The 17,190-nt window shown below is 72.9% G+C and carries 18 protein-coding genes; 4 read left to right on the top strand and 14 right to left on the bottom strand.

Features of this window, described 5'->3' with window-relative positions; genetic code table 11:
* Nucleotides 1-51 precede the first annotated feature (51 nt).
* Nucleotides 52-249 carry a hypothetical protein gene (locus OP18_RS06755; protein ID WP_033357864.1) on the top strand — a complete coding sequence of 66 codons (198 nt, stop codon included), beginning with the start codon at nt 52-54 and terminating at the stop codon, nt 247-249.
* On the opposite strand, the gene OP18_RS52095 is transcribed toward OP18_RS06755, so the two are convergent.
* From OP18_RS52095 to OP18_RS06705, 10 genes are all read right to left on the bottom strand, one after another.
* Nucleotides 220-753: a Uma2 family endonuclease gene (locus OP18_RS52095; protein WP_052386315.1), complete on the bottom strand. Its 534-nt coding sequence runs from the start codon at nt 751-753 to the stop codon at nt 220-222. The genes OP18_RS06755 and OP18_RS52095 overlap by 30 nt on opposite strands.
* Nucleotides 754-780: 27 nt before the next feature.
* Nucleotides 781-1,500, bottom strand: a complete 720-nt coding sequence (locus OP18_RS06745; protein ID WP_033357863.1) for a gamma-glutamyl-gamma-aminobutyrate hydrolase family protein — start codon at nt 1,498-1,500, stop codon at nt 781-783.
* Between the two features lie 4 nt (nt 1,501-1,504).
* Nucleotides 1,505-2,398, bottom strand: coding sequence for an LLM class flavin-dependent oxidoreductase (locus tag OP18_RS06740; protein ID WP_033357862.1), 894 nt, complete (start codon nt 2,396-2,398; stop codon nt 1,505-1,507).
* Between the two features lie 9 nt (nt 2,399-2,407).
* Complete coding sequence (locus tag OP18_RS06735; protein ID WP_033357861.1) at nt 2,408-3,094, bottom strand: gamma-glutamyl-gamma-aminobutyrate hydrolase family protein; 687 nt, start codon at nt 3,092-3,094, stop codon at nt 2,408-2,410.
* Nucleotides 3,091-3,858 (bottom strand): 3-oxoacyl-ACP reductase, encoded by a 768-nt coding sequence (locus tag OP18_RS06730; protein WP_033357860.1) that lies wholly within the window; start codon nt 3,856-3,858, stop codon nt 3,091-3,093. The genes OP18_RS06735 and OP18_RS06730 overlap by 4 nt, the downstream gene beginning before the upstream one ends.
* Complete coding sequence (locus OP18_RS06725) at nt 3,859-5,208, bottom strand: aldehyde dehydrogenase family protein (protein WP_033357859.1); 1,350 nt, start codon at nt 5,206-5,208, stop codon at nt 3,859-3,861. It abuts the gene before it with no gap.
* A 4-nt stretch (nt 5,209-5,212) separates the two neighbouring features.
* Nucleotides 5,213-6,538 (bottom strand): glutamine synthetase family protein, encoded by a 1,326-nt coding sequence (locus OP18_RS06720; protein ID WP_211273455.1) that lies wholly within the window; start codon nt 6,536-6,538, stop codon nt 5,213-5,215.
* Between the two features lie 37 nt (nt 6,539-6,575).
* Nucleotides 6,576-7,319: a FadR/GntR family transcriptional regulator gene (locus OP18_RS06715; RefSeq protein ID WP_033357858.1), complete on the bottom strand. Its 744-nt coding sequence runs from the start codon at nt 7,317-7,319 to the stop codon at nt 6,576-6,578.
* A 61-nt stretch (nt 7,320-7,380) separates the two neighbouring features.
* On the bottom strand, nt 7,381-8,922 hold the full coding sequence (locus OP18_RS06710) for an amino acid permease (protein WP_033357857.1): 1,542 nt from the start codon (nt 8,920-8,922) through the stop codon (nt 7,381-7,383).
* 20 nt (nt 8,923-8,942) lie between these two features.
* Nucleotides 8,943-9,872: a choline/ethanolamine kinase family protein gene (locus tag OP18_RS06705; protein ID WP_052386314.1), complete on the bottom strand. Its 930-nt coding sequence runs from the start codon at nt 9,870-9,872 to the stop codon at nt 8,943-8,945.
* 200 nt (nt 9,873-10,072) lie between these two features.
* Between OP18_RS06705 and OP18_RS06700 the strand changes: the two genes are divergently transcribed.
* The gene (locus OP18_RS06700) at nt 10,073-12,505 is read left to right on the top strand and encodes a GcvT family protein (RefSeq protein WP_033357856.1); all 2,433 of its coding nucleotides are present in this window, start codon (nt 10,073-10,075) and stop codon (nt 12,503-12,505) included.
* On the opposite strand, the gene OP18_RS06695 is transcribed toward OP18_RS06700, so the two are convergent.
* A complete protein-coding gene (locus OP18_RS06695) occupies nt 12,502-12,849 on the bottom strand; it encodes a YybH family protein (RefSeq protein ID WP_033357855.1) in 348 nt (115 codons plus the stop codon). The genes OP18_RS06700 and OP18_RS06695 overlap by 4 nt on opposite strands.
* A gap of 70 nt (nt 12,850-12,919) precedes the next feature.
* Between OP18_RS06695 and OP18_RS06690 the strand changes: the two genes are divergently transcribed.
* Nucleotides 12,920-13,789, top strand: coding sequence for a LysR family transcriptional regulator (locus OP18_RS06690; protein ID WP_033357854.1), 870 nt, complete (start codon nt 12,920-12,922; stop codon nt 13,787-13,789).
* A 70-nt stretch (nt 13,790-13,859) separates the two neighbouring features.
* On the opposite strand, the gene OP18_RS06685 is transcribed toward OP18_RS06690, so the two are convergent.
* Entirely contained in the window at nt 13,860-14,567 is a 708-nt protein-coding gene (locus OP18_RS06685; protein ID WP_033358047.1) for an SDR family NAD(P)-dependent oxidoreductase, read from the bottom strand.
* A gap of 103 nt (nt 14,568-14,670) precedes the next feature.
* Between OP18_RS06685 and OP18_RS06680 the strand changes: the two genes are divergently transcribed.
* Nucleotides 14,671-15,492 (top strand): helix-turn-helix transcriptional regulator, encoded by an 822-nt coding sequence (locus OP18_RS06680; RefSeq protein ID WP_033357853.1) that lies wholly within the window; start codon nt 14,671-14,673, stop codon nt 15,490-15,492.
* Nucleotides 15,493-15,580: 88 nt separating this feature from the next.
* On the opposite strand, the gene OP18_RS06675 is transcribed toward OP18_RS06680, so the two are convergent.
* Nucleotides 15,581-16,105 carry a hypothetical protein gene (locus tag OP18_RS06675; protein WP_052386313.1) on the bottom strand — a complete coding sequence of 175 codons (525 nt, stop codon included), beginning with the start codon at nt 16,103-16,105 and terminating at the stop codon, nt 15,581-15,583.
* A 78-nt stretch (nt 16,106-16,183) separates the two neighbouring features.
* Entirely contained in the window at nt 16,184-17,023 is an 840-nt protein-coding gene (locus tag OP18_RS06670) for a GNAT family N-acetyltransferase (protein ID WP_033357852.1), read from the bottom strand.
* Between the last annotated feature and the right edge of the window lie 167 nt (nt 17,024-17,190).

The following is a 17,190-nucleotide window of genomic DNA, read 5'->3' as shown; positions in this document are numbered from 1 at the left end:
CGAAAAGCCTAACGCGCATCAACCCGGCATGGTCTGGGTAACCCCCTGGGCATGATCGACGACGACCGCGTCAGCAGCCGCGCCGAGGAGCTCCTGCCCGAGGAGCTGACCGCCGGCAGCGACGATCCGAAGGCCCAGGCGGAGGCGCTCCTGCAGGACTCCGACGACCGCGAGCACTACCGCGAGTCGTCCCCCGACCTGCGCATCGACCACCGCACCTCAACCGAGGCCGCCGCCACCGGCGAGTAGCTCGACCAGCGCCACCTCACCGACCGGCACGTAGCGTCCGTCTTGCAAGAGGCCCTGGACGACCACATAGCCCGTAACGGTGGGTTCGACCCGCCAATACTGCGGAATCCCCGCGCTGGCGTAGACCTTCGCCTTGACGAGCCTGTCCTCGTCGACCGAGGTCGGCGATACGACCTCGACGAGCAGGTCGACGATGTCCGGCGACTGCACCGCTTCCGTCGTCGCCGTACAGCCGGGCCGCAGCACCGTCACATCCGGTATCCGATAGCTGTGGTCGTTGAACTTGACGCCCATTTCGGTGTAAACCTTGCGCCCTCGTGCACGAAAGTAGAACGCAAGATCGAGCTGAACGTCGTTGGCCTCCGGCTTCGGCGGCGGCACGACTCGAATGACTCCCTCGTGCAGTTCCAACTGGTAGCGGTCGGTTTCGGGCAGCTGCAAGAGGTCCTGCACTGTGAAGACGCCATCCGAGGCATCCTCAGGAATCTGGATGAGCATGTCCATCACCGTCACAAGGAGAGCATAGCTTGCTTATGGCCTTATGGCCACAGAGGCGCGGCGGGCGCGGGCGGCCTCGATGAAGGCGGCGAACACCCGGAAGTCGGTGGTGTCCTCGGGGTGCCACTGCACGCCCAGGGCGAAGGACTTCGACGGGTCCTCGACGACCTCGATGAGGTTGTCGTCGGGGCACCAGCCGGTCGGCACGAGCGAGCCCGGGTCGGCGCACCCCTGGTGGTGGAACGAGTTGACGGTGACCGCCGCGCCGAGGATCTTGGCGGCGAGGGTGCCGGCGGTCAGCACGACCGGGTGCTCGCCGAACTTCGGGCCGCTGACGGGGCGGTGGTCGTGATGCCCCAGGACGTCGGGCAGGTGCTGGTGGAGGCGGCCGCCGTAGGCGACGCACATGAGCTGCATGCCCCGGCAGATGCCCAGCAGCGGCAGGTCCTGGGCCAGTGCGGCGCGCATGAGCAGCAGCTCGGCGGCGTCGCGCTCGGGCTTGACCTTGGTCGTGGCGTGGGGCGGCTCGCCGTACAGGTCGGGGTTCACGTCGGAGCCGCCGGTGAACATGATCCCGTCGAGCCCGTCGAGGACGTCGATGTCGGGGTCGTCGGGGGTCACCAGGACCGCCCGGCCGCCGGAGGCGTGCACCGCGTGCACGTAGGACAGCGGGAGCACGGCCGAGAAGGTGTCGTTGAGCCCGAAGCGGGTCTCCTCGGCGTAGGTGGTCAGGCCGATCACCGGTCGCGACATGCCATCAACCTAGACCCACCGGTGCCAGGTTGTGCAGGATCTCCAGCGCCCGTTCCCGGGCGGCGACCGGCTCCAGGCCGGCGACGGGATCCCAGTTGAGGTCGTAGAAGACCTCGGTGACGCCCTGCGTGGCCAGCCAGGCGGTGCCCTCGCGGATCTGCTCGTAGCTGCCGGCCAGCGGCGGGCGGCCGGCGGCGGGCAGCTCCTCGCCGGTGAGCCGCACCACACCCCGGCAGACGATCCGGGGTGACGGGCGGCCGGAGGACTCCGCACCCTGCCGCACCAGCGCGACGTCGGCGGCGATGGCGGCCAGGTCGGTGGCGGACCGGCTGACCCAGCCGTCGCCGATCTCGCCGGCGCGCCGGATCGCGGCCGGGACGGCGCCGCCGAGCAGGATGGGCACCCCGGGGCGCTGCACCGGCCGGGGCTCCATGCGGCTCGGCGGCACGGTGTAGAACTCGCCGTCGTGGGTCGCCTCGCCCGACCACAACGCCCGCAGCACCGCCACGTACTCGCGGGTCCGCCGGGCCCGGTGGGCGCTGGAGGCGCCGGTCGCGGTGAACTCGTCCGGTGACCAGCCGCCGCCCAGGCCGAGGTCGACCCGGCCGCCGCTGAGCACGTCGAGGCTCGACACCTGCTTGGCGAGCACCACCGGCGACACGAACGGCAGGTTGATCACGGCGACGCCGAGCCGGATGCGGCTGGTGCGCGCGGCGGCGAAGGCCAGCGCGACGATCGGGTCCAGGACGCTGCGGTACACCGGGGCGTCGGCGGACAGCAGGCGCTGGAAGGTCCACACCGAGTCGTAGCCGAGCCGCTCCGCCTCGACGGCGACCTCCGCGAGGATGTCCGGTGCGGCCCACGACCCCGACACCGGCAAACCGAAACCGACGCGCATGCGCCCAACCTACCCAGAAACGGCCCGCACGAGCGCGGCGAACGGCCGGACGTCCGCGGCCTCCTCCGGGTGCCACTGCACCCCGAGCACGAAGCGGCGCGCCGGAAGCTCGACGGCCTCGATGACGTCGTCGTCGGCCCAGCCGGTCACGGTCAGCGTGCCCGGGTCGTCGACCGCCTGGTGATGGTACGAGTTGATCTCCGCCACCGGGCCGAAGATCTCGGCGGCCCGGGAGCCGGGCGCGAAGCGGGCCGGGTGGGCGCCGTAGACCCCGGGGGCCGGCTGGTGCCGCTCGTTGCCCAGCACGTCGGGCAGGTGCTGGGTGAGCGTGCCGCCGCAGGCCACGGCGAGCAGCTCCATGCCGCGGCAGACGCCCAGCACCGGCAGGTCGGCGTCGAGCGCGGCGGCGAGCACGGCGAGCTCGCCGCTGTCGCGGTCCGGCCGGGTCATGGTCCGCGGGTGGGCCGGCGCGCCGTAGTGCGCCGGCTCGATGTCGGCGCCCCCGGCCAGGACCAGGCCGTCGAGGCGGCGGACCAGGTCGGTGGCGTCGTCCGGGGACGGCGGCAGCACGACCGGCCGGGCGCCCGCCTCCCGCACCATCCGCACGTACCCCTCCGGGACGAGCACGGCCCGGGTGTCCCAGACGCCCCAGCGGGCCGGCTCGACGTACGCGGTGATACCGACGACGGGGGTCACAGCGGGGTGACGTACGCGCCGGTGATGCCGCCGTCCACGACGAACGTGGAGGCGGTGATGAACGAGGCGTCGTCGCTGGCGAGGAACGCGACCGCGCCGGCGATCTCCTCGGGCTCGCCGAACCGGCCCATCGGCACGTGCACGAGGCGCCGCGCGGCCCGCTCGGGGTCCTTGGCGAACAGCTCCATGAGCAGCGGGGTGGCGATCGGCCCGGGGCACAGCGCGTTGACCCGGATGCCTTCGCGGGCGAACTGGACGCCCAGCTCGCGGGTCATGGACAGCACCGCGCCCTTGCTGGCGGTGTAGGCGATCTGCGAGGTCGCCGCGCCCAGCAGCGCCACGAAGCTCGCGGTGTTGATGATCGAGCCCTTGCCCTGGGCGCGCATGTGCGGGATGGCGTACTTGCAGCAGAAGTACACGCTGGTCGTGTTGACCTTCAGCACCCGCTCCCAGGCCTCGAGGCCGGTGTCGAGGATCGAGTCGTCGTCGGGCGGGGAGATGCCGGCGTTGTTGAACGCGATGTCGACCCGGCCGTACCGTTCGGCGACCCCGTCGAAGAGAGCCTTGACGGCCTGTTCGTCGGCGACGTCGGCGGCCACGAACTCGCCGCCCACCTCCTCGGCGGCGGCCTTGCCCGCGTCGGGGTTCAGGTCGACCGCGACGACCTTCGCGCCCTCGGACGCGAACCTGCGCGCCGTGGCGAGCCCGATGCCGCTGCCGGCGCCGGTGATGACCGCGACCCGGTCCTGGAGACGAGCCTGCACTTAGACCTCCGTGCTGAAGAAGACGTTCTTGACTTCGCTGAACGCGGCGAGCGCGTCCGGGCCGAGCTCGCGGCCGAGGCCGGACTGCTTCACGCCGCCGAAGGGCGTCCAGTACCGCACCGAGGAGTTCGAGTTGACGCTGAGGTTGCCGGCCTCGACACCCCGGGCGACGCGGATGCCGCGGCCGAGGTCGCCGGTCCAGATGGAGCCGGACAGCCCGTACTCGGTGTCGTTGGCGAGGCGGATCGCGTCGGCCTCGTCGTCGAAGCGCAGCACCGACAGCACCGGGCCGAAGATCTCCTCGCGCCAGTGCCGGTCCTGGACCGACGACGCCTCGATCACGGTCGGCGCCATCCAGTAGCCGGGGCCGTCGGGCGCGCTGCCGGCGAACAAGGGCTGGTCCACGTAGGAGCGCACCGAGGAGAGCTGGCCGGCGGAGATCAGCGGGCCCATCTGCGCGCTCTCCAGGGCCGGGTCCTCGCAGCGGAACGCCTTGACCGCCTCCTCCAGCAGGCCCATGAACCTGTCGTACACGCTGGACTGGACCAGCAGGCGGGACCGGGCGCAGCAGTCCTGGCCGGCGTTGTCGAACACCGCGCCGGGCGCGCCCGCGGCGGCCCTGGCCAGGTCGGCGTCGGCGAAGACGATGTTGGCGCTCTTGCCGCCCAGCTCGAGGGTCACCCGCTTCACCTGCTCGGCGCAGCCGGCCATGATGCGCTTGCCGACCTCGGTGGAGCCGGTGAAGCAGACCTTGCGCACCAGCGGGTGGGTGACGAACCGCTCGCCGACGACGGAGCCCTTGCCGGGCAGCACGGTGAACACGCCCTCGGGCAGCCCGGCGTCCAGCGCCAGCTCGCCCAGGCGAATGGCGGTCAGCGGGGTCAGCTCGGCGGGCTTGAGGACAACGGTGTTGCCGGCGGCGAGCGCGGGTGCGAAGCCCCAGCCGGCGATCGGCATCGGGAAGTTCCACGGCACGATGACGCCGACGACGCCCAGGGGCTCGTAGAACGTGACGTCCATGCCGCCGGCGACGGGGATCTGCCGGCCGCTGAGCCGCTCGGGCGCCCCGGCGTAGTAGTTGAGCACGTCGCGGACGTTGCCGGCCTCCCACCGGGCGTTGCCGATGGTGTGCCCGCTGTTGCGGACCTCCAGCTGGGCGAGCTCCTCGTTGTGCTCGTCGACCAGCGCGGCGAAGCGGCGCAGCAGCCGGGCCCGGTCGCCGGGGGCCACCGCCCGCCAGGTCCGGAACGCCTCGTGCGCCCGCGCGATGGCCGCGTCGGTCTCCTCGACGCTCGACGATGGCACCGTGGCGACGACCTGTTCGGTCACCGGCGAGATGACGTCATGCATGTGGTTACAGCCTTTCGAAGCCGCGCTGGAGCTCCCAGTCGGTGACCGCCGCGTCAAACGCTGCCAGCTCGACCCGGGCGTTGTTGGCGTAATGGGCGACGACGTCCTCGCCGAACGCGGCGCGGGCCAGGTCGCTTCCCTCCCAGAGGGTGAGCGCCTCGCGCAGGGTGGAGGGCACCCGCGGCGCGCTGTCGTCCTGGTAGGCGTTGCCGGTGTAGATGTCCTCGAGGGGCAGCTCGTTGCGGATGCCGTGCAGGGCCCCGGCGGTCATCGCGGCGATCGCCAGGTAGGGGTTGACGTCGGCGCCGGGGACCCGGTTCTCGACCCGCAGCGACGGGCCGTGGCCGACGACCCGCAGGGCGCAGGTGCGGTTGTCGTTGCCCCAGCGCACGGCGGTCGGCGCGAACGAGCCGGCCTGGTAGCGCTTGTAGGAGTTGATGTTCGGCGCGTACATGAGGGTGAACTCGCGCATGGTGGCCAGCAGGCCGGCCATGGCGTGGTGGAAGGTTGGCTCGTCGACCCGCTGCCCGTCCCGCCGCAGCGAGAAGTGGATGTGGCAGGAGTTGCCCTCGCGCGCGTTCGGCTTGGCCATGAAGGTGATGGACATGCCTTCCAGCGCCGCGATCTCCTTGGCGCCGTTCTTGTACAGCACGTGCCCGTCGGCGTTGCGCAGCGCCTCGTCGTAGCGGAAGGCGATCTCGTGCTGGCCGAGGTTGCACTCGCCCTTCGCGCTCTCCGGGACCAGGCCGGCGCCGGCCATGTCGTTGCGGATGCGGCGCAGCAGCGGCTCGATCCGGGCGGTCTGCAGGAGTGAGTAGTCGGCGTTGAAGACGTTGGCGGGGGTGAGGCCGCGGTACCCCTTGGCGTAGGCCTCCTCGTAGGTGTCGCGGTACGCGACGAACTCCAGCTCGGTGCCCGTGTATGCGGTCAGGCCCCGCTCGGCGAGCGCGGCCAGCTGCGCCTGCAGGATCTGCCGGGGCGACGCGGCGACGGGCGACTGGCCGTCGAGCCAGCGCAGGTCGGCCAGGACGAGTGCGGTGCCGGGCTGCCACGGGATGCGCCGCAGGGTGCTGAAGTCGGGGATCATCGCGAAGTCGCCGTAGCCGCTGGACCAGGACGACATCGCGTAGCCGTCGACGGTGTTCATGTCGACGTCGACGGCGAGCAGGTAGTTGCACCCCTCGGTGCCGTGCGCGACGACCTCGGCGAGGAAGTGCGGGGCGTGGAACCGCTTGCCCTGCAACCGGCCCTGCATGTCGGTGATCGCCACGACGACGGTGTCGATCTCGCGTTCGGCCACGGCGACGCGCAACTGCTCGAGCGTCAGCATCGATCCACCCCTAAAGGTCTAGAAACAAACCATAAACTCATCCGAGCAGGCCGCGCAACAGTGCGGCGGTCGCGTCGCAGTGCTCTTCCATCTCGGTGCGCGCCACCACGGGGTCGCCGGCGAGGATGGCCTCGACGACCCGCTCGTGCTGGGCGTCGGAGTGGTCCAGGTTGCGGCGCAGCACCGGGATCGCGGCGAGCAGCCGGTCCAGGCGCAGCTGTACGTCGGCGATCGAGGCGGCCACGGACGTCGAGCCGCTCGCCGCGGCGATCGCCAGGTGCAGCCGGGAGTCGTTGACCCGCCGGGTCCGCGGGTCCCTGGTCCGGGCCGCGGCCAGGCAGGCGACGAGGTGCGCGCGGTCGGCGGCGGACAGGGCGCGGGTCGCGGCCAGCGCGGCGGCGCCGGGCTCCAGCACCCGGCGGAAGTCGAGGGCGTCGTGCAGCGTGTCGCCCATCTCGCGGGCCAGTGCGGCGGCGTCCTGCTCGGCGGCGTCGGCGTGCGCGTCGCCGGTGGAGCGCACCACGAACGTGCCGCCGGAGCGCCCGCGCCGCGACTCGAGGAAGCCGGCCTCGCGCAGCGCCGCGATGGCCTCCCGCAGGGTCACCCGGCTCACCTGGAGGCGCTCGGCCAGCTCGCGCTCCGGGGGAAGACGCTCGCCGACCGGCACCAGACCCAACCGGATCGCCTGGGCCAGCCGGGCCACGGTGATCTCGAACGCGTTGCCACCCCGCACCGGTCGCCACATCGGCACACCCGACAGGGGCTCAGTGGCCACCGGCATCCGCCCTCCTCGGTCGTGGTCGCAGGCGGCGTTCGCGCGCCGCCTGCGACCACATCATTCCCTACTCGACGGGTGCGGCAGTGTCCTCCGCGATCGCTTCGTCGATCGTGCGGATCGGACCCTTGAACCAGTGCTTCGCCGACAGGACCCACCACAGCGCGGCCCCGCCGATGACCAGCAGGATCGCCAGCGGTGCGTAGTTGACGTTGAGCCAGGAGAAGTCCTTGTTGCCGGGGATCGCGGCCGGCGACAGCGGCAGCACGAAGTAGACCGAGATGACCGCGATCTCGATGACCGCGATCCAGCCCAGCACCTTGTACTTGGCGCCGAGCGTCCACGGCCCGGGCACGAACCGGTCGCCCATCTTCAGCCGCAGGTAGATCGGGATCAGGAAGGCCAGGTACAGGCCGATGACCGCGACCGAGACCACCGCGTAGAAGGCGGTGGGCACGCCGAGCGGGCTCTTGTACAGCGCGGGCAGGGTCAGCACGAGCCCGGCCGCCGAGGCGCCGAGGATCGCGTTGACCGGGGTGCCGTTGCGGTCCACCTTGGACCACAGCTGCCAGCCGGGCACGGCCCGGTCGCGGCTGAACGCGTAGGTCATCCGGGACATGCTCGTCACGCAGCTCATGCCGCAGAAGAACTGCCCGATGGTGGAGATGAGGATGACCGCCTTGAAGAAGCCGGAGCTGAGCGCGGTCTCGAAGATCGCGCCGGAGAAGCCCCCGGCCTCGGTGATCGCGTCGACGTCGGTCGCCGCGAACAGGAACGCCAGCAACAGGATCCAGCCGCCGATGGCCGAGTAGAAGATGGACTGCCACAGGCCCTTCGCCGCGGCCGTGGACGCGCCCTTCGTCTCCTCCGACACGTGGGCGCACGCGTCGAAGCCGGTGATCGTGTACTGGGTCAGCAGGAAGCCGAACGGCAGCACCAGGAACCAGTACAGCGCGTCGGAGTAGCCGGAGTTGTTGAAGCGCTCGGTGAAGACGAACTCCAGGCTCTGGTGCTTCTCCGGCACGAACACCAGGATCAGCACGACCGCGGCGGCGCCGAACACGTGCCACCACACCGAGACGTTCTGCAGCACGTCGATGATGTTGTGGCCCCAGATGTTGATCGCGGCGTGCAGCACCAGGATCACCACGAAGAGCAGGAACGTCAGGTACAGGTTGGCGCTGTCCCACGAGGTGTACGCGTCGAGCACCAGGCTCATGAACGTCGCGCAGCCGTAGTCGACCGACGCCGTGACGGCGACCAGGCCGACGAGGTTCAGCCAGCCGGTGAACCAGCCGTGGATCGGCTTGCCCATCTTCGCGGCCCACCAGTAGATGCCGCCGGCCGTCGGGTACGCCGACACCAGCTCCGACATGCAGAAGCCGATGATCAGGATGAAGGCGGAGATGAGCGGCCAGCCCCACGAGATGGCGACCGGGCCGCCGTTCATCCACGCCTGGCCGAACGTGGTGAAGCAGCCGGCGAGGATGGAGATGATGGAGAACGAGATGGCGAAGTTGGAGAAGCCGCTCCACTTGCGGCGCAGCTCCTGCTTGTAGCCCAGCTCGGCGAGCCGCTGTTCGTCGGCGTCGACGGTCGGTGATGCCATGGGCACCTCCTTGCGTGTTCTTAGGGGTGGGGGGTCCTTCCTGAGGCCGCCGCCAGGAGCCTGCCGAGTCCGGGGTCGTCCAGTGCCTCCTGGGCCTGACCCCACTTGTCGGCCGCCTCCGCCGCGTAGTCGAACGCGCCGAGGTCCCGGGCCGACAGCAGTCCGTGGTGGACGGTGAACCACAGCGTCCAGGTGACGTTGGACGCGACTTGATACAGCCGGACCCTCGCACGGAGGGCCTCGTCGGCGTCGGCGAAGTACTCCCCCGCCAGCAGGCCGGCCAGATCCGGGTCGTAGTCGGCCTCCGCGGCGATGTCGCCGAGCTCGAAGGCGGGGTCGTTGTTGCCGGACAGTTGGTAGTCGATGATCCGCACGCCGTCGCCGGTGGCGATGAAGTTCTCCGCCAGCAGGTCGTTGTGGCACGGCACGCTCGGCAGCGGTGCCTCGGCGAGCGCGGCCGCGATGGCGTCCACTGTGGACGAGCGGTCCAGGTAGCCGTCGGGCAGCGGCAGGTCGTGCCGCGCACAGACGTCGAGCAGTTCGGCCCGTTTGGCGAAGATGTCGAAGTCGTTGCCGAACGCCGGGCCGGCGTGCAGCCGGCGGCAGGCGGTCGCGATGGACGGGATGATCTCGGGGCGGCGCACCTCGGCGGCGCCGAGGGTCCGTCCCGGGAGGAACTCGATGACGACCGCCGGCACGTCCGGCAGGATCTCGTAGACCTTCGCGCCGACGGTGTGCGCCGCGAGGACGGTGTTGGCGATCTCCTGCTCCGGCGGGATGCCGAGGCCGGCGGCGGACACCGCCGGCTCCAGGACCCGCAGGACGTAGGGGACGCGGTCGACGTCGACCCGGTAGATGTGATGGGACAGCCCGCCCTGCAGCCGCTGCCATTCGACCGCGCGGCCGATCCACGACGGGACCCGCTCCAGCAGGTCCGCGATGGACGGCACCGCAGTCATGGCACCCGGCCCCTTCGCCGCGCGGTCCGACGCCGGTTACAGACCTTTTACACCCTGCGGCCCGTAGTGATCAGCGTCATAGTGGGGCACAGTTAACGCCTGCCGCGGCCGGTCGTCAAGAGGTTCCTTCACGTTTACCGGTATTGCTTCAGACCTTTTACAAGCCCGGCACGTGGGATCACAATCATGCAATGTCGGACCTCCCGCAGGCCTCTCGCGTTGTGGTGATCGGCGGCGGCGTCGCCGGTTGCAGCGTGGCGTACCACCTGGCGCGGCTCGGCTGGACCGACGTGGTCCTGCTGGAGCGGCACGCGCTGACCGAGGGCACGACCTGGCACTCGGCCGGCTTCGTGGGGCAGCTGCGCTCCACCGTCAGCCAGACCCGGATGATCATGTACTCCTCCGGCCTGTACGCGGAGCTGCGCGACCTCACCGGCCTGGACCCCGGCTGGCGCGGCGTCGGCGGGCTGCGGCTGGCGACCACCCCGGAACGCGTCGAGGAGCTGCGCCGGCAGGTCAGCTCGGCCACCACGTACGGGCTGGAGCTCGACCTGCTGAGCCCCGCGGAGACCAGGGACCGGCTGCCGCTGCTCAACGTCGCCGACGTGCTCGCCGCGGGCTGGCTGCCCGGCGACGGCTGGCTGGAGCCCGCGCGGCTGGCCGCGGCCCTCGCCGCCGGCGCCACCGCGCTCGGCGTACGGATCGTCACCGGGGTGCGGGTGACCGGCGTCGAGACGGCCGGCGGGCGGGTCACCGGCGTGGTCACCACCGCCGGGCGGATCGCCACCGAGGTCGTCGTCGACGCGGCCGGCGCCGCCGCCGGGCACGTCGGCCGGCTCGCCGGCGTGGACGTCCCGATCGTGCCGATCAAGCACCAGTACGTCATCACCGACGCCATCCCGGGCGCGGGGTCCACGGTGGTCATCCCGACGGTCCGCGACCCCGACCGGATCGTGTACTTCCGCGGCGCCCCCGAGCCCGAGGGCGGGCTGCTCGTCGGCGGCTACGTGCGCGACCCGTCGCTGTGGGACGACCCCGACCCGCTGTCGGCGCCGCGCACCCTGTTCGAGCCGGACCTGGGCAGGTTCGCCGAGTCGTGGGGCAACGCCCGGCACCGCGTCCCGGCCCTCAACAGCCTGGGCATGGACCGCGTCGTGCACGGACCGGAGGCGTTCACCCCCGACGGGGAGTTCCTGCTCGGCGAGACCGCGGTCGCCGGCTTCTGGGTCGCCGCCGGGTTCTGCGTCCACGGGCTCGCCGCGGCCGGCGGCGTCGGCAAGGCGATCGCCGAGTGGATCGTCGACGGCACCCCCGAGTGGGACGTGTCCACGATGGACGTCCGGCGCTTCGGGGCGCACGCCGCGAGCCGCACCTGGGCCGCGACCAAGGCGCTGGACGGCTACTCCCGCTACTACGACGTGGTGTACCCGGGCCAGGAGTGGACCGCCGGCCGGCCGCTGCGCCGCTCCCCCGTCTGGCCGCGCCTGGCGACCCTCGACGCCGCGCTCGGCGAGAAGGCGGGCTGGGAGCGGGCGAACTGGTTCGGCGCCAACGCCGCGCTCGCCGACGCCCGCGTCACCGCGCCGCGCGGCTGGGCCGGGCGGTCCTGGTCGCCCGCGATCGCCGCGGAGGTCGCCGCGACCGCCACCGCCGCCGGGCTGTTCGACCAGTCGTCGTTCGCGAAGCTCGACGTGCGCGGGCCGGACGCGCCCGGGCTGCTGCGGCGGCTGTGCGCCAACGACGTCGACCGGCCCGTGGGCACCCTCACCTACACCGCGATGCTCAACGCCCGCGGCGGCGTCGAGGCCGACCTGACCGTCGCGCGGCTCGGCGAGACGCACTTCCGGCTCGTCACGAGCACCGCCAGCGGCGTGCGCGACGCGGCCTGGATCCGCCGGCACGCCGCGGCGGCCGGCGCCGGCGTGACGGTCGACGACGTCACCTCCGCCCACGGCTGCCTGTGCCTGTGGGGGCCGGCCGCCCGCGACATCCTGCAGCCGCTCACCGACGCCTCACTGTCCAACGTGGACTTCCCGTTCATGCGGGCCCGCCGCCTGACGGTCGGGCCGGTGCCGGTCCTCGCCCAGCGGGTCACGTTCGTCGGCGAGCTGGGCTGGGAGCTGTACGCCCCGGCCGAGTACACGCTGACCCTGTGGGACCTGCTGATGGAGGCCGGCGCGCCGCTCGGGCTGCGGCCGGGCGGCTACCGGGCGATCGACGCCATGCGGCTGGAGAAGGGGTACCGCGTCTGGGGCACCGACCTGACCACCGACACCGACCCGATCTCCGCCGGCCTCGGCCCGTTCGTCGACCGGTCGAAGGACTTCATCGGCCGTGCCGCCCTTCCCGACGCCCCCGACCGGGTGCTGCGCTGTCTGGTGCTGGACGATCCGGGCACCGTCTGCCTGGGCGGGGAGCCGGTCCGCGTCGATGGCGTGCCGTGCGGCCGGGTCACGTCCGGCGGGTTCGGCTACCGGGTCGGCGCGTCGATCGCCTATGCCTACCTGCCGGCGGCGACGGCGGTCGGCGCCCCCGTCGAGGTCTCCGTCTTCGACCGCTGGTTCCCCGCCGTCGTGCGGGCCGAACCCCTCTACGACCCGAAGATGCTCCGCGTGCGCGCCTAAGGCTGCTCGGGCCGGTCGATGACGCGCAGCCAGCCGCCGTCGGGCTGGCGGCGCACGACCTGGACGCGGCCGCCCTTACCGTCGGCGGAGCGGGTGCCGGTCAGGGCGAGGTCGCCGCTGACGACGGTCGGGGTCAGCGGCTCCAGCTCGAAGCGCGGCACGTGCCGCAGCATCTCCTCGCAGACGGCCCGGATCGCGGCGCGGCCGACGGTGGTCGAGCCCGGCGGGTAGGCCAGGACGGCGTCCGGCTCGTACAGCGCGGCGAGCCCCTCGGCGTCGCCGGCGTTGGCCCGCTCGACGAACAGGCGGGTCAGGTCCTCGGGTGTCTTCGCTGTCGTCGTCATGCCTCCACCCTGCCCACCTGGCGTCCATAACGCCAAGAGCGCTTCCTGCTGGTATCTAGAATCAGCACGTATGGAGCTGCACCAGCTGGCGTACCTCGTGGCGGTGGCGGACGAGGCGAGCTTCACCCGCGCGGCGGCCCGGCTGCGGGTCGCCCAGCCGGGGGTGAGCGCGCAGGTCAGGAAGCTGGAGCGGGAGCTGGGCCAGGACCTGCTGGACCGCTCCGGCCGGCAGGTGCGGCTGACCGCGGCCGGCGCGGCGGTGCTGCCCTACGCGCGGGCCGCCCTCGCCGCGGTCGAGGGCGCCCGGCGCACCGCCGCCGAGCTCGCCGGCCTGGTCCGCGGCCGGGTGGCGATCGGGACCGTGACCTCGCACGACGTCGACCTGGCCACGGTGCTCGCCGACTTCCACGCCGCGCACCCGGGCCTGGAGATCACCCTCGCCGAGGACACCACCGACCGGCTCGTCGACGGGCTGCGGGCGGGGCGCCTGGACGCGGCGATCATCGCGTACGACACCCCGCCGCCCGACCTCGACGTGCGGGTGCTGACCGACGAGGCCGTCGACGCCGCCGTCGCCCCGGGGCACGAGTGGGCCGGGCGCTCGACCGTGCGGGTCGCCGAGCTGCGCGGGCGGCCGCTGGTCTGCCTGCGGGCCGGCACCGGCATCCGCGGGATCCTCGAGTCGGCCTGCGCGGCGGCCGGGTTCGCGCCGGTGGTCGCGTTCGAGGCCGGCACCCCGCAGGTGGTGGCGCAGCTGGCGGCCCGCGGGCTCGGTGTGGCGGTCCTGCCGGCGTCGATCGCGCGGGGGTACGCCGGGCTGCACCCGCTGCGGATCACCCGGCCGGCCCTCAGCGGGCGGCTCGGCCTGGCGTGGCGCCGCGAGGGTCCACGACCGGCCGCGGCCGGGGCTTTCCTGTCCCATTTCGCGCGGTACCGCTAGCGCCCGCCGCCCGGCCTCGCGGCAGGGCGCTGGACCGCCCGCCGTCACCAGGCACGGACCGGCCCGCCGGCTACCAGGGCACCGGACCGTCCTCGTCGAAGAAGCCGCCGGTCGGGCCGTCGGCGGGCAGCGTGGCGAGGCGCACGGCGGCGGTCGCGCCCTGCGCCGGCGTGCGCGGGCCGGCGTGGCCGTTCATGTCGGTCGCGCAGTACCCGGGGTCGGCGGCGTTCACCTTGACCGCCGTGCCGCGCAGCTCGTTGGCGTAGGAGACCGTGACCGCGTTCAGCGCGGTCTTCGAGGCGTTGTACGCCAGGAGCGGGTTGTGCGCGTACACGTGCGAGACATCGGTGGTGAGGGCGAGCGATCCCAGCCCGCTGCTGAGGTTGACGATGCGCCCGGCGTCGGCGCGGCGCAACGCCGGCAGGACCGCGTTGGTGACGGCGACGACACCGAGCACGTTGGTCTCGAACGTCCGCCGCAGCAGCTCGACCGGGGTACCGCTGGGCGGCGCGCCGCGCTCCAGCAGGACGCCGGCATTGTTGACCAGCACGTCGAGCCGCTCCAGCGCGCCCAGCGCCGCGACGCTGTCGCCGTCGGTGACGTCCAGCGTGACGGCGGTGGCGAAGCCGCCCAGCGCCGCGGCCGCCGCCCGCCCGCGCCCGGCGTCCCGCGCGCCGACCAGGACCCGCATGCCGTGCACGGTGCCGAGCAGGCTCGCGATCTCGAAGCCGATGCCTTTGTTCGCGCCCGTGACGAGGGCGACCCGTGGTTCGCTCATGCCGGCCACGCTGCCCGCCCGGCGGGCCGGCCGGCAGAGCCGTGCCGAACAGCGGATCGGCGGTCCCTGGTTGCGCGCGGGCGGTTCCGGCAGCATGGGACCCATGGACCGGGTGCAGCTCGCCGACTTCCTCAAGAGCCGCCGGGCGCGGGTCGCCCCGGCCGACGCCGGCATCGACGGCGGGTCCCGCCGCCGGACCCCGGGCCTGCGCCGCGAGGAGGTCGCCCGGCTCGCCGGCATCTCGGTGGACTACTACGCGCGGCTCGAGCAGGCCCGCGGCCCGCGGCCGTCCCGGCAGGTCCTCGGCGCCCTCGGCCGGGCGCTGCGCCTGCACGACGACGAGCGCACGTACCTGTTCCAGCTCGCCGGCGAGCAGCCCGGGCCGGCGGCCGGGCCGTCGCCGCACGTCTCGGCCGGCATCCGGCACCTGCTCGACCGGCTCGACGACACCCCCGCGTTCGTGATCGACGCGAAGTACGAGCTGCTCGCCTGGAACCCGATGGCCGTCGCCCTGATGGGCGACCCGGCGGTCCTGATGCCCGAGTCGCGCAACATGATCTGGAACCTGTTCGCCGGCCCGGCCGGGCTCGACGCCTCCCTGTCGGAGTTCGCCGACGAGTGCGTCGCCGACCTGCGGGCCGCGTCCGTGCGGTACCCGGCGGACGAGGGGATCCAGTCGCTGGTCGCCCGGTTGCGGGCGGCCAGCCCCGAGTTCGTCCGCCGGTGGGACGAGCACCGGGTGTCCGTCCGGCGCGCCACCACCAAGCGGGTCACCCACCCGGTGCACGGCGAGCTGGTCTTCGACTGCGAGGTCCTCGACATCGCCGACGCCGGGCAGAAGGTGATCTTCTACACGGCGGCGGCCGGCTCGCACAGCGCGTGGGTGCTGTGCTCGCTGCGCCGGCAGCCGTCGTACGCGGTCTGACGCCGTGCCCGCCCACGGCGAGGGCGCCGCCGCGCGTTCAGTCGCGGGCGCCCTCGGCGAGGACGGCGCGGTCGGGCACCGTCGCGCGTCAGTGGCGGGCGCCCTCGGCGAGGGCGTTGCGGTTGAGCACCGGCCGCAGCGTGGACGCCTTCGCCGACTCGTGGGTCAGCCGGGCGCTGAGCAGCCCGCCCTGCCTGGCGATGCCGGCGGCGAGGGCCGGCACGAGCGGTAGCAGCCAGTCCACCATGAAGCCGCGGGTCGGCAGCTGGGCGACGGCGAGCACCGCGAACGCGACCACCGCCCCCTCGACCAGCCCCCGCCAGGTGGCCCGGCCGGAGGCGGCGACGGTGGCGCGGCGGGTGATCGTGGCGGTGTCGAGCGCGTCGAGCGCGCGGGTGTCCCGGCGGCCGAGGTTGAAGCAGGCGCACCCGGCGGCGGTGGACAGGCCGAGCACCGTCGCGGCGACGGTGCTCCTGGTCAGCAGGAACGTCAGCCCGAACACCGCGGCCCCGGCGCCGCAGGCGACGAGGGCGCGGAGCCACTCCTTCTTGTCCCCCGGGTACCAGTAGTAGCGCGTGGTGTTGGGCGATATCTGCCGGATGATCTGGCCCATGCGAAGCTTCCCTTTGTTCAGCCGGGTGGCCTCTTGATCATCCTGCACGCGGGGGGCGTTTTGTCGGGAAATCCCGGTTTAGAACAGCACCGTGGCGAAGGTGCCCACCTGCTGGAACCCGCAGCGCTCGTACACGGCGCGAGCTGGGGTGTTGTAGTCGTTGACATACAGGCTGACCGATGGCGCCACCCGCCGCAGCGCGTCGCGCACGATCGCGGCGATCCCGCCCCTGGCCAACCCCCGGCCGCGCCACTCCGGCGCCGTCCACACGCCCTGGATCTGGGCGGTGTGCTTGGTGATCACGGCCAGCTCCGCCTTGAAGACGACCTGCCCGTTGATCACGCGGGCGTACGCCCGGCGGGCCCGGACCAGCTCGCCGACCCGCTCGCGGTAGGAGCGCTCGCCGCCGTCGGCGGTCGGTGAGACGCCGACCTCCTCGGTGTACATGGCCACGGCCGCCGGGAACAGCAGGTCGATCTCGTCGGGCCGCACGAGCCGCACCCCGGGGTCGGCGGGCACGGGCGCCGGCGAGGACGTCGCCATCAGTGGCTGGTTCGGCCGTACGTCCCGCGAAGGCCCCCACGACGACGCCAGCCTGCTCCACAGCCCGAGCACCGCGTCGGCGGAACCGACGATCGACGAGCAGCCGCGGGGCTCGCCGGCGACCATGTCGGCGAACGCCGAGACGGCCGCGGGTGAGGCGTTGACGGGGATGAGGTTGGCGCCGAGCCAGCACAGCGACTCCAGGTGACGGCGCGAACCGTACCCGAAGATCCGGGCGTCCTGACGCCACCAGGCCAGCCCGGCCATCGAGATCCGCTCGGCCACCTGGGCGCCGCCGAACGGGTCACCGTCGAGCAGGCGCTCGACCGAACCGCGTTCGGCGTCGCCGAGAAGCCTCGCCGCCGCCGTCAGCATGCGTACAAGCCTGCCATGTCCGGCCGGAGACGGCCGCACATACCCGGCGCAGTCGTGCCCGTGTCCGCTTCAGGGGTCCCCGTTGCCGCTCCCCGGGCGGGCACACCACGGCCGCCGCCCGCCGGCACCCGGCCGGCGGGTTGCGGTGCGGCGTCGGCGGCGGATGC

The sequence above is a fragment of the Dactylosporangium aurantiacum genome (genome assembly GCF_000716715.1).
Lineage (GTDB): Bacteria > Actinomycetota > Actinomycetes > Mycobacteriales > Micromonosporaceae > Dactylosporangium > Dactylosporangium aurantiacum.
Note: the sequence above shows the minus strand (reverse complement) of the source record. Positions and strands in the feature narration are given on the sequence as shown.

What these genes read in the sequence shown, in the direction of transcription:
- OP18_RS06755 (WP_033357864.1), top strand. Translation starts at nt 52, where the DNA reads ATGATCGACGACGACCGCGTCAGCAGCCGCGCCGAGGAGCTCCTGCCC.
- OP18_RS52095 (WP_052386315.1), bottom strand. Translation starts at nt 753, where the DNA reads ATGGACATGCTCATCCAGATTCCTGAGGATGCCTCGGATGGCGTCTTC.
- OP18_RS06745 (WP_033357863.1), bottom strand. Translation starts at nt 1,500, where the DNA reads ATGTCGCGACCGGTGATCGGCCTGACCACCTACGCCGAGGAGACCCGC.
- OP18_RS06740 (WP_033357862.1), bottom strand. Translation starts at nt 2,398, where the DNA reads ATGCGCGTCGGTTTCGGTTTGCCGGTGTCGGGGTCGTGGGCCGCACCG.
- OP18_RS06725 (WP_033357859.1), bottom strand. Translation starts at nt 5,208, where the DNA reads ATGCATGACGTCATCTCGCCGGTGACCGAACAGGTCGTCGCCACGGTG.
- OP18_RS06720 (WP_211273455.1), bottom strand. Translation starts at nt 6,538, where the DNA reads ATGCTGACGCTCGAGCAGTTGCGCGTCGCCGTGGCCGAACGCGAGATC.
- OP18_RS06715 (WP_033357858.1), bottom strand. Translation starts at nt 7,319, where the DNA reads ATGCCGGTGGCCACTGAGCCCCTGTCGGGTGTGCCGATGTGGCGACCG.
- OP18_RS06710 (WP_033357857.1), bottom strand. Translation starts at nt 8,922, where the DNA reads ATGGCATCACCGACCGTCGACGCCGACGAACAGCGGCTCGCCGAGCTG.
- OP18_RS06700 (WP_033357856.1), top strand. Translation starts at nt 10,073, where the DNA reads ATGTCGGACCTCCCGCAGGCCTCTCGCGTTGTGGTGATCGGCGGCGGC.
- OP18_RS06695 (WP_033357855.1), bottom strand. Translation starts at nt 12,849, where the DNA reads ATGACGACGACAGCGAAGACACCCGAGGACCTGACCCGCCTGTTCGTC.
- OP18_RS06690 (WP_033357854.1), top strand. Translation starts at nt 12,920, where the DNA reads ATGGAGCTGCACCAGCTGGCGTACCTCGTGGCGGTGGCGGACGAGGCG.
- OP18_RS06685 (WP_033358047.1), bottom strand. Translation starts at nt 14,567, where the DNA reads ATGAGCGAACCACGGGTCGCCCTCGTCACGGGCGCGAACAAAGGCATC.
- OP18_RS06680 (WP_033357853.1), top strand. Translation starts at nt 14,671, where the DNA reads ATGGACCGGGTGCAGCTCGCCGACTTCCTCAAGAGCCGCCGGGCGCGG.
- OP18_RS06675 (WP_052386313.1), bottom strand. Translation starts at nt 16,105, where the DNA reads ATGGGCCAGATCATCCGGCAGATATCGCCCAACACCACGCGCTACTAC.
- OP18_RS06670 (WP_033357852.1), bottom strand. Translation starts at nt 17,023, where the DNA reads ATGCTGACGGCGGCGGCGAGGCTTCTCGGCGACGCCGAACGCGGTTCG.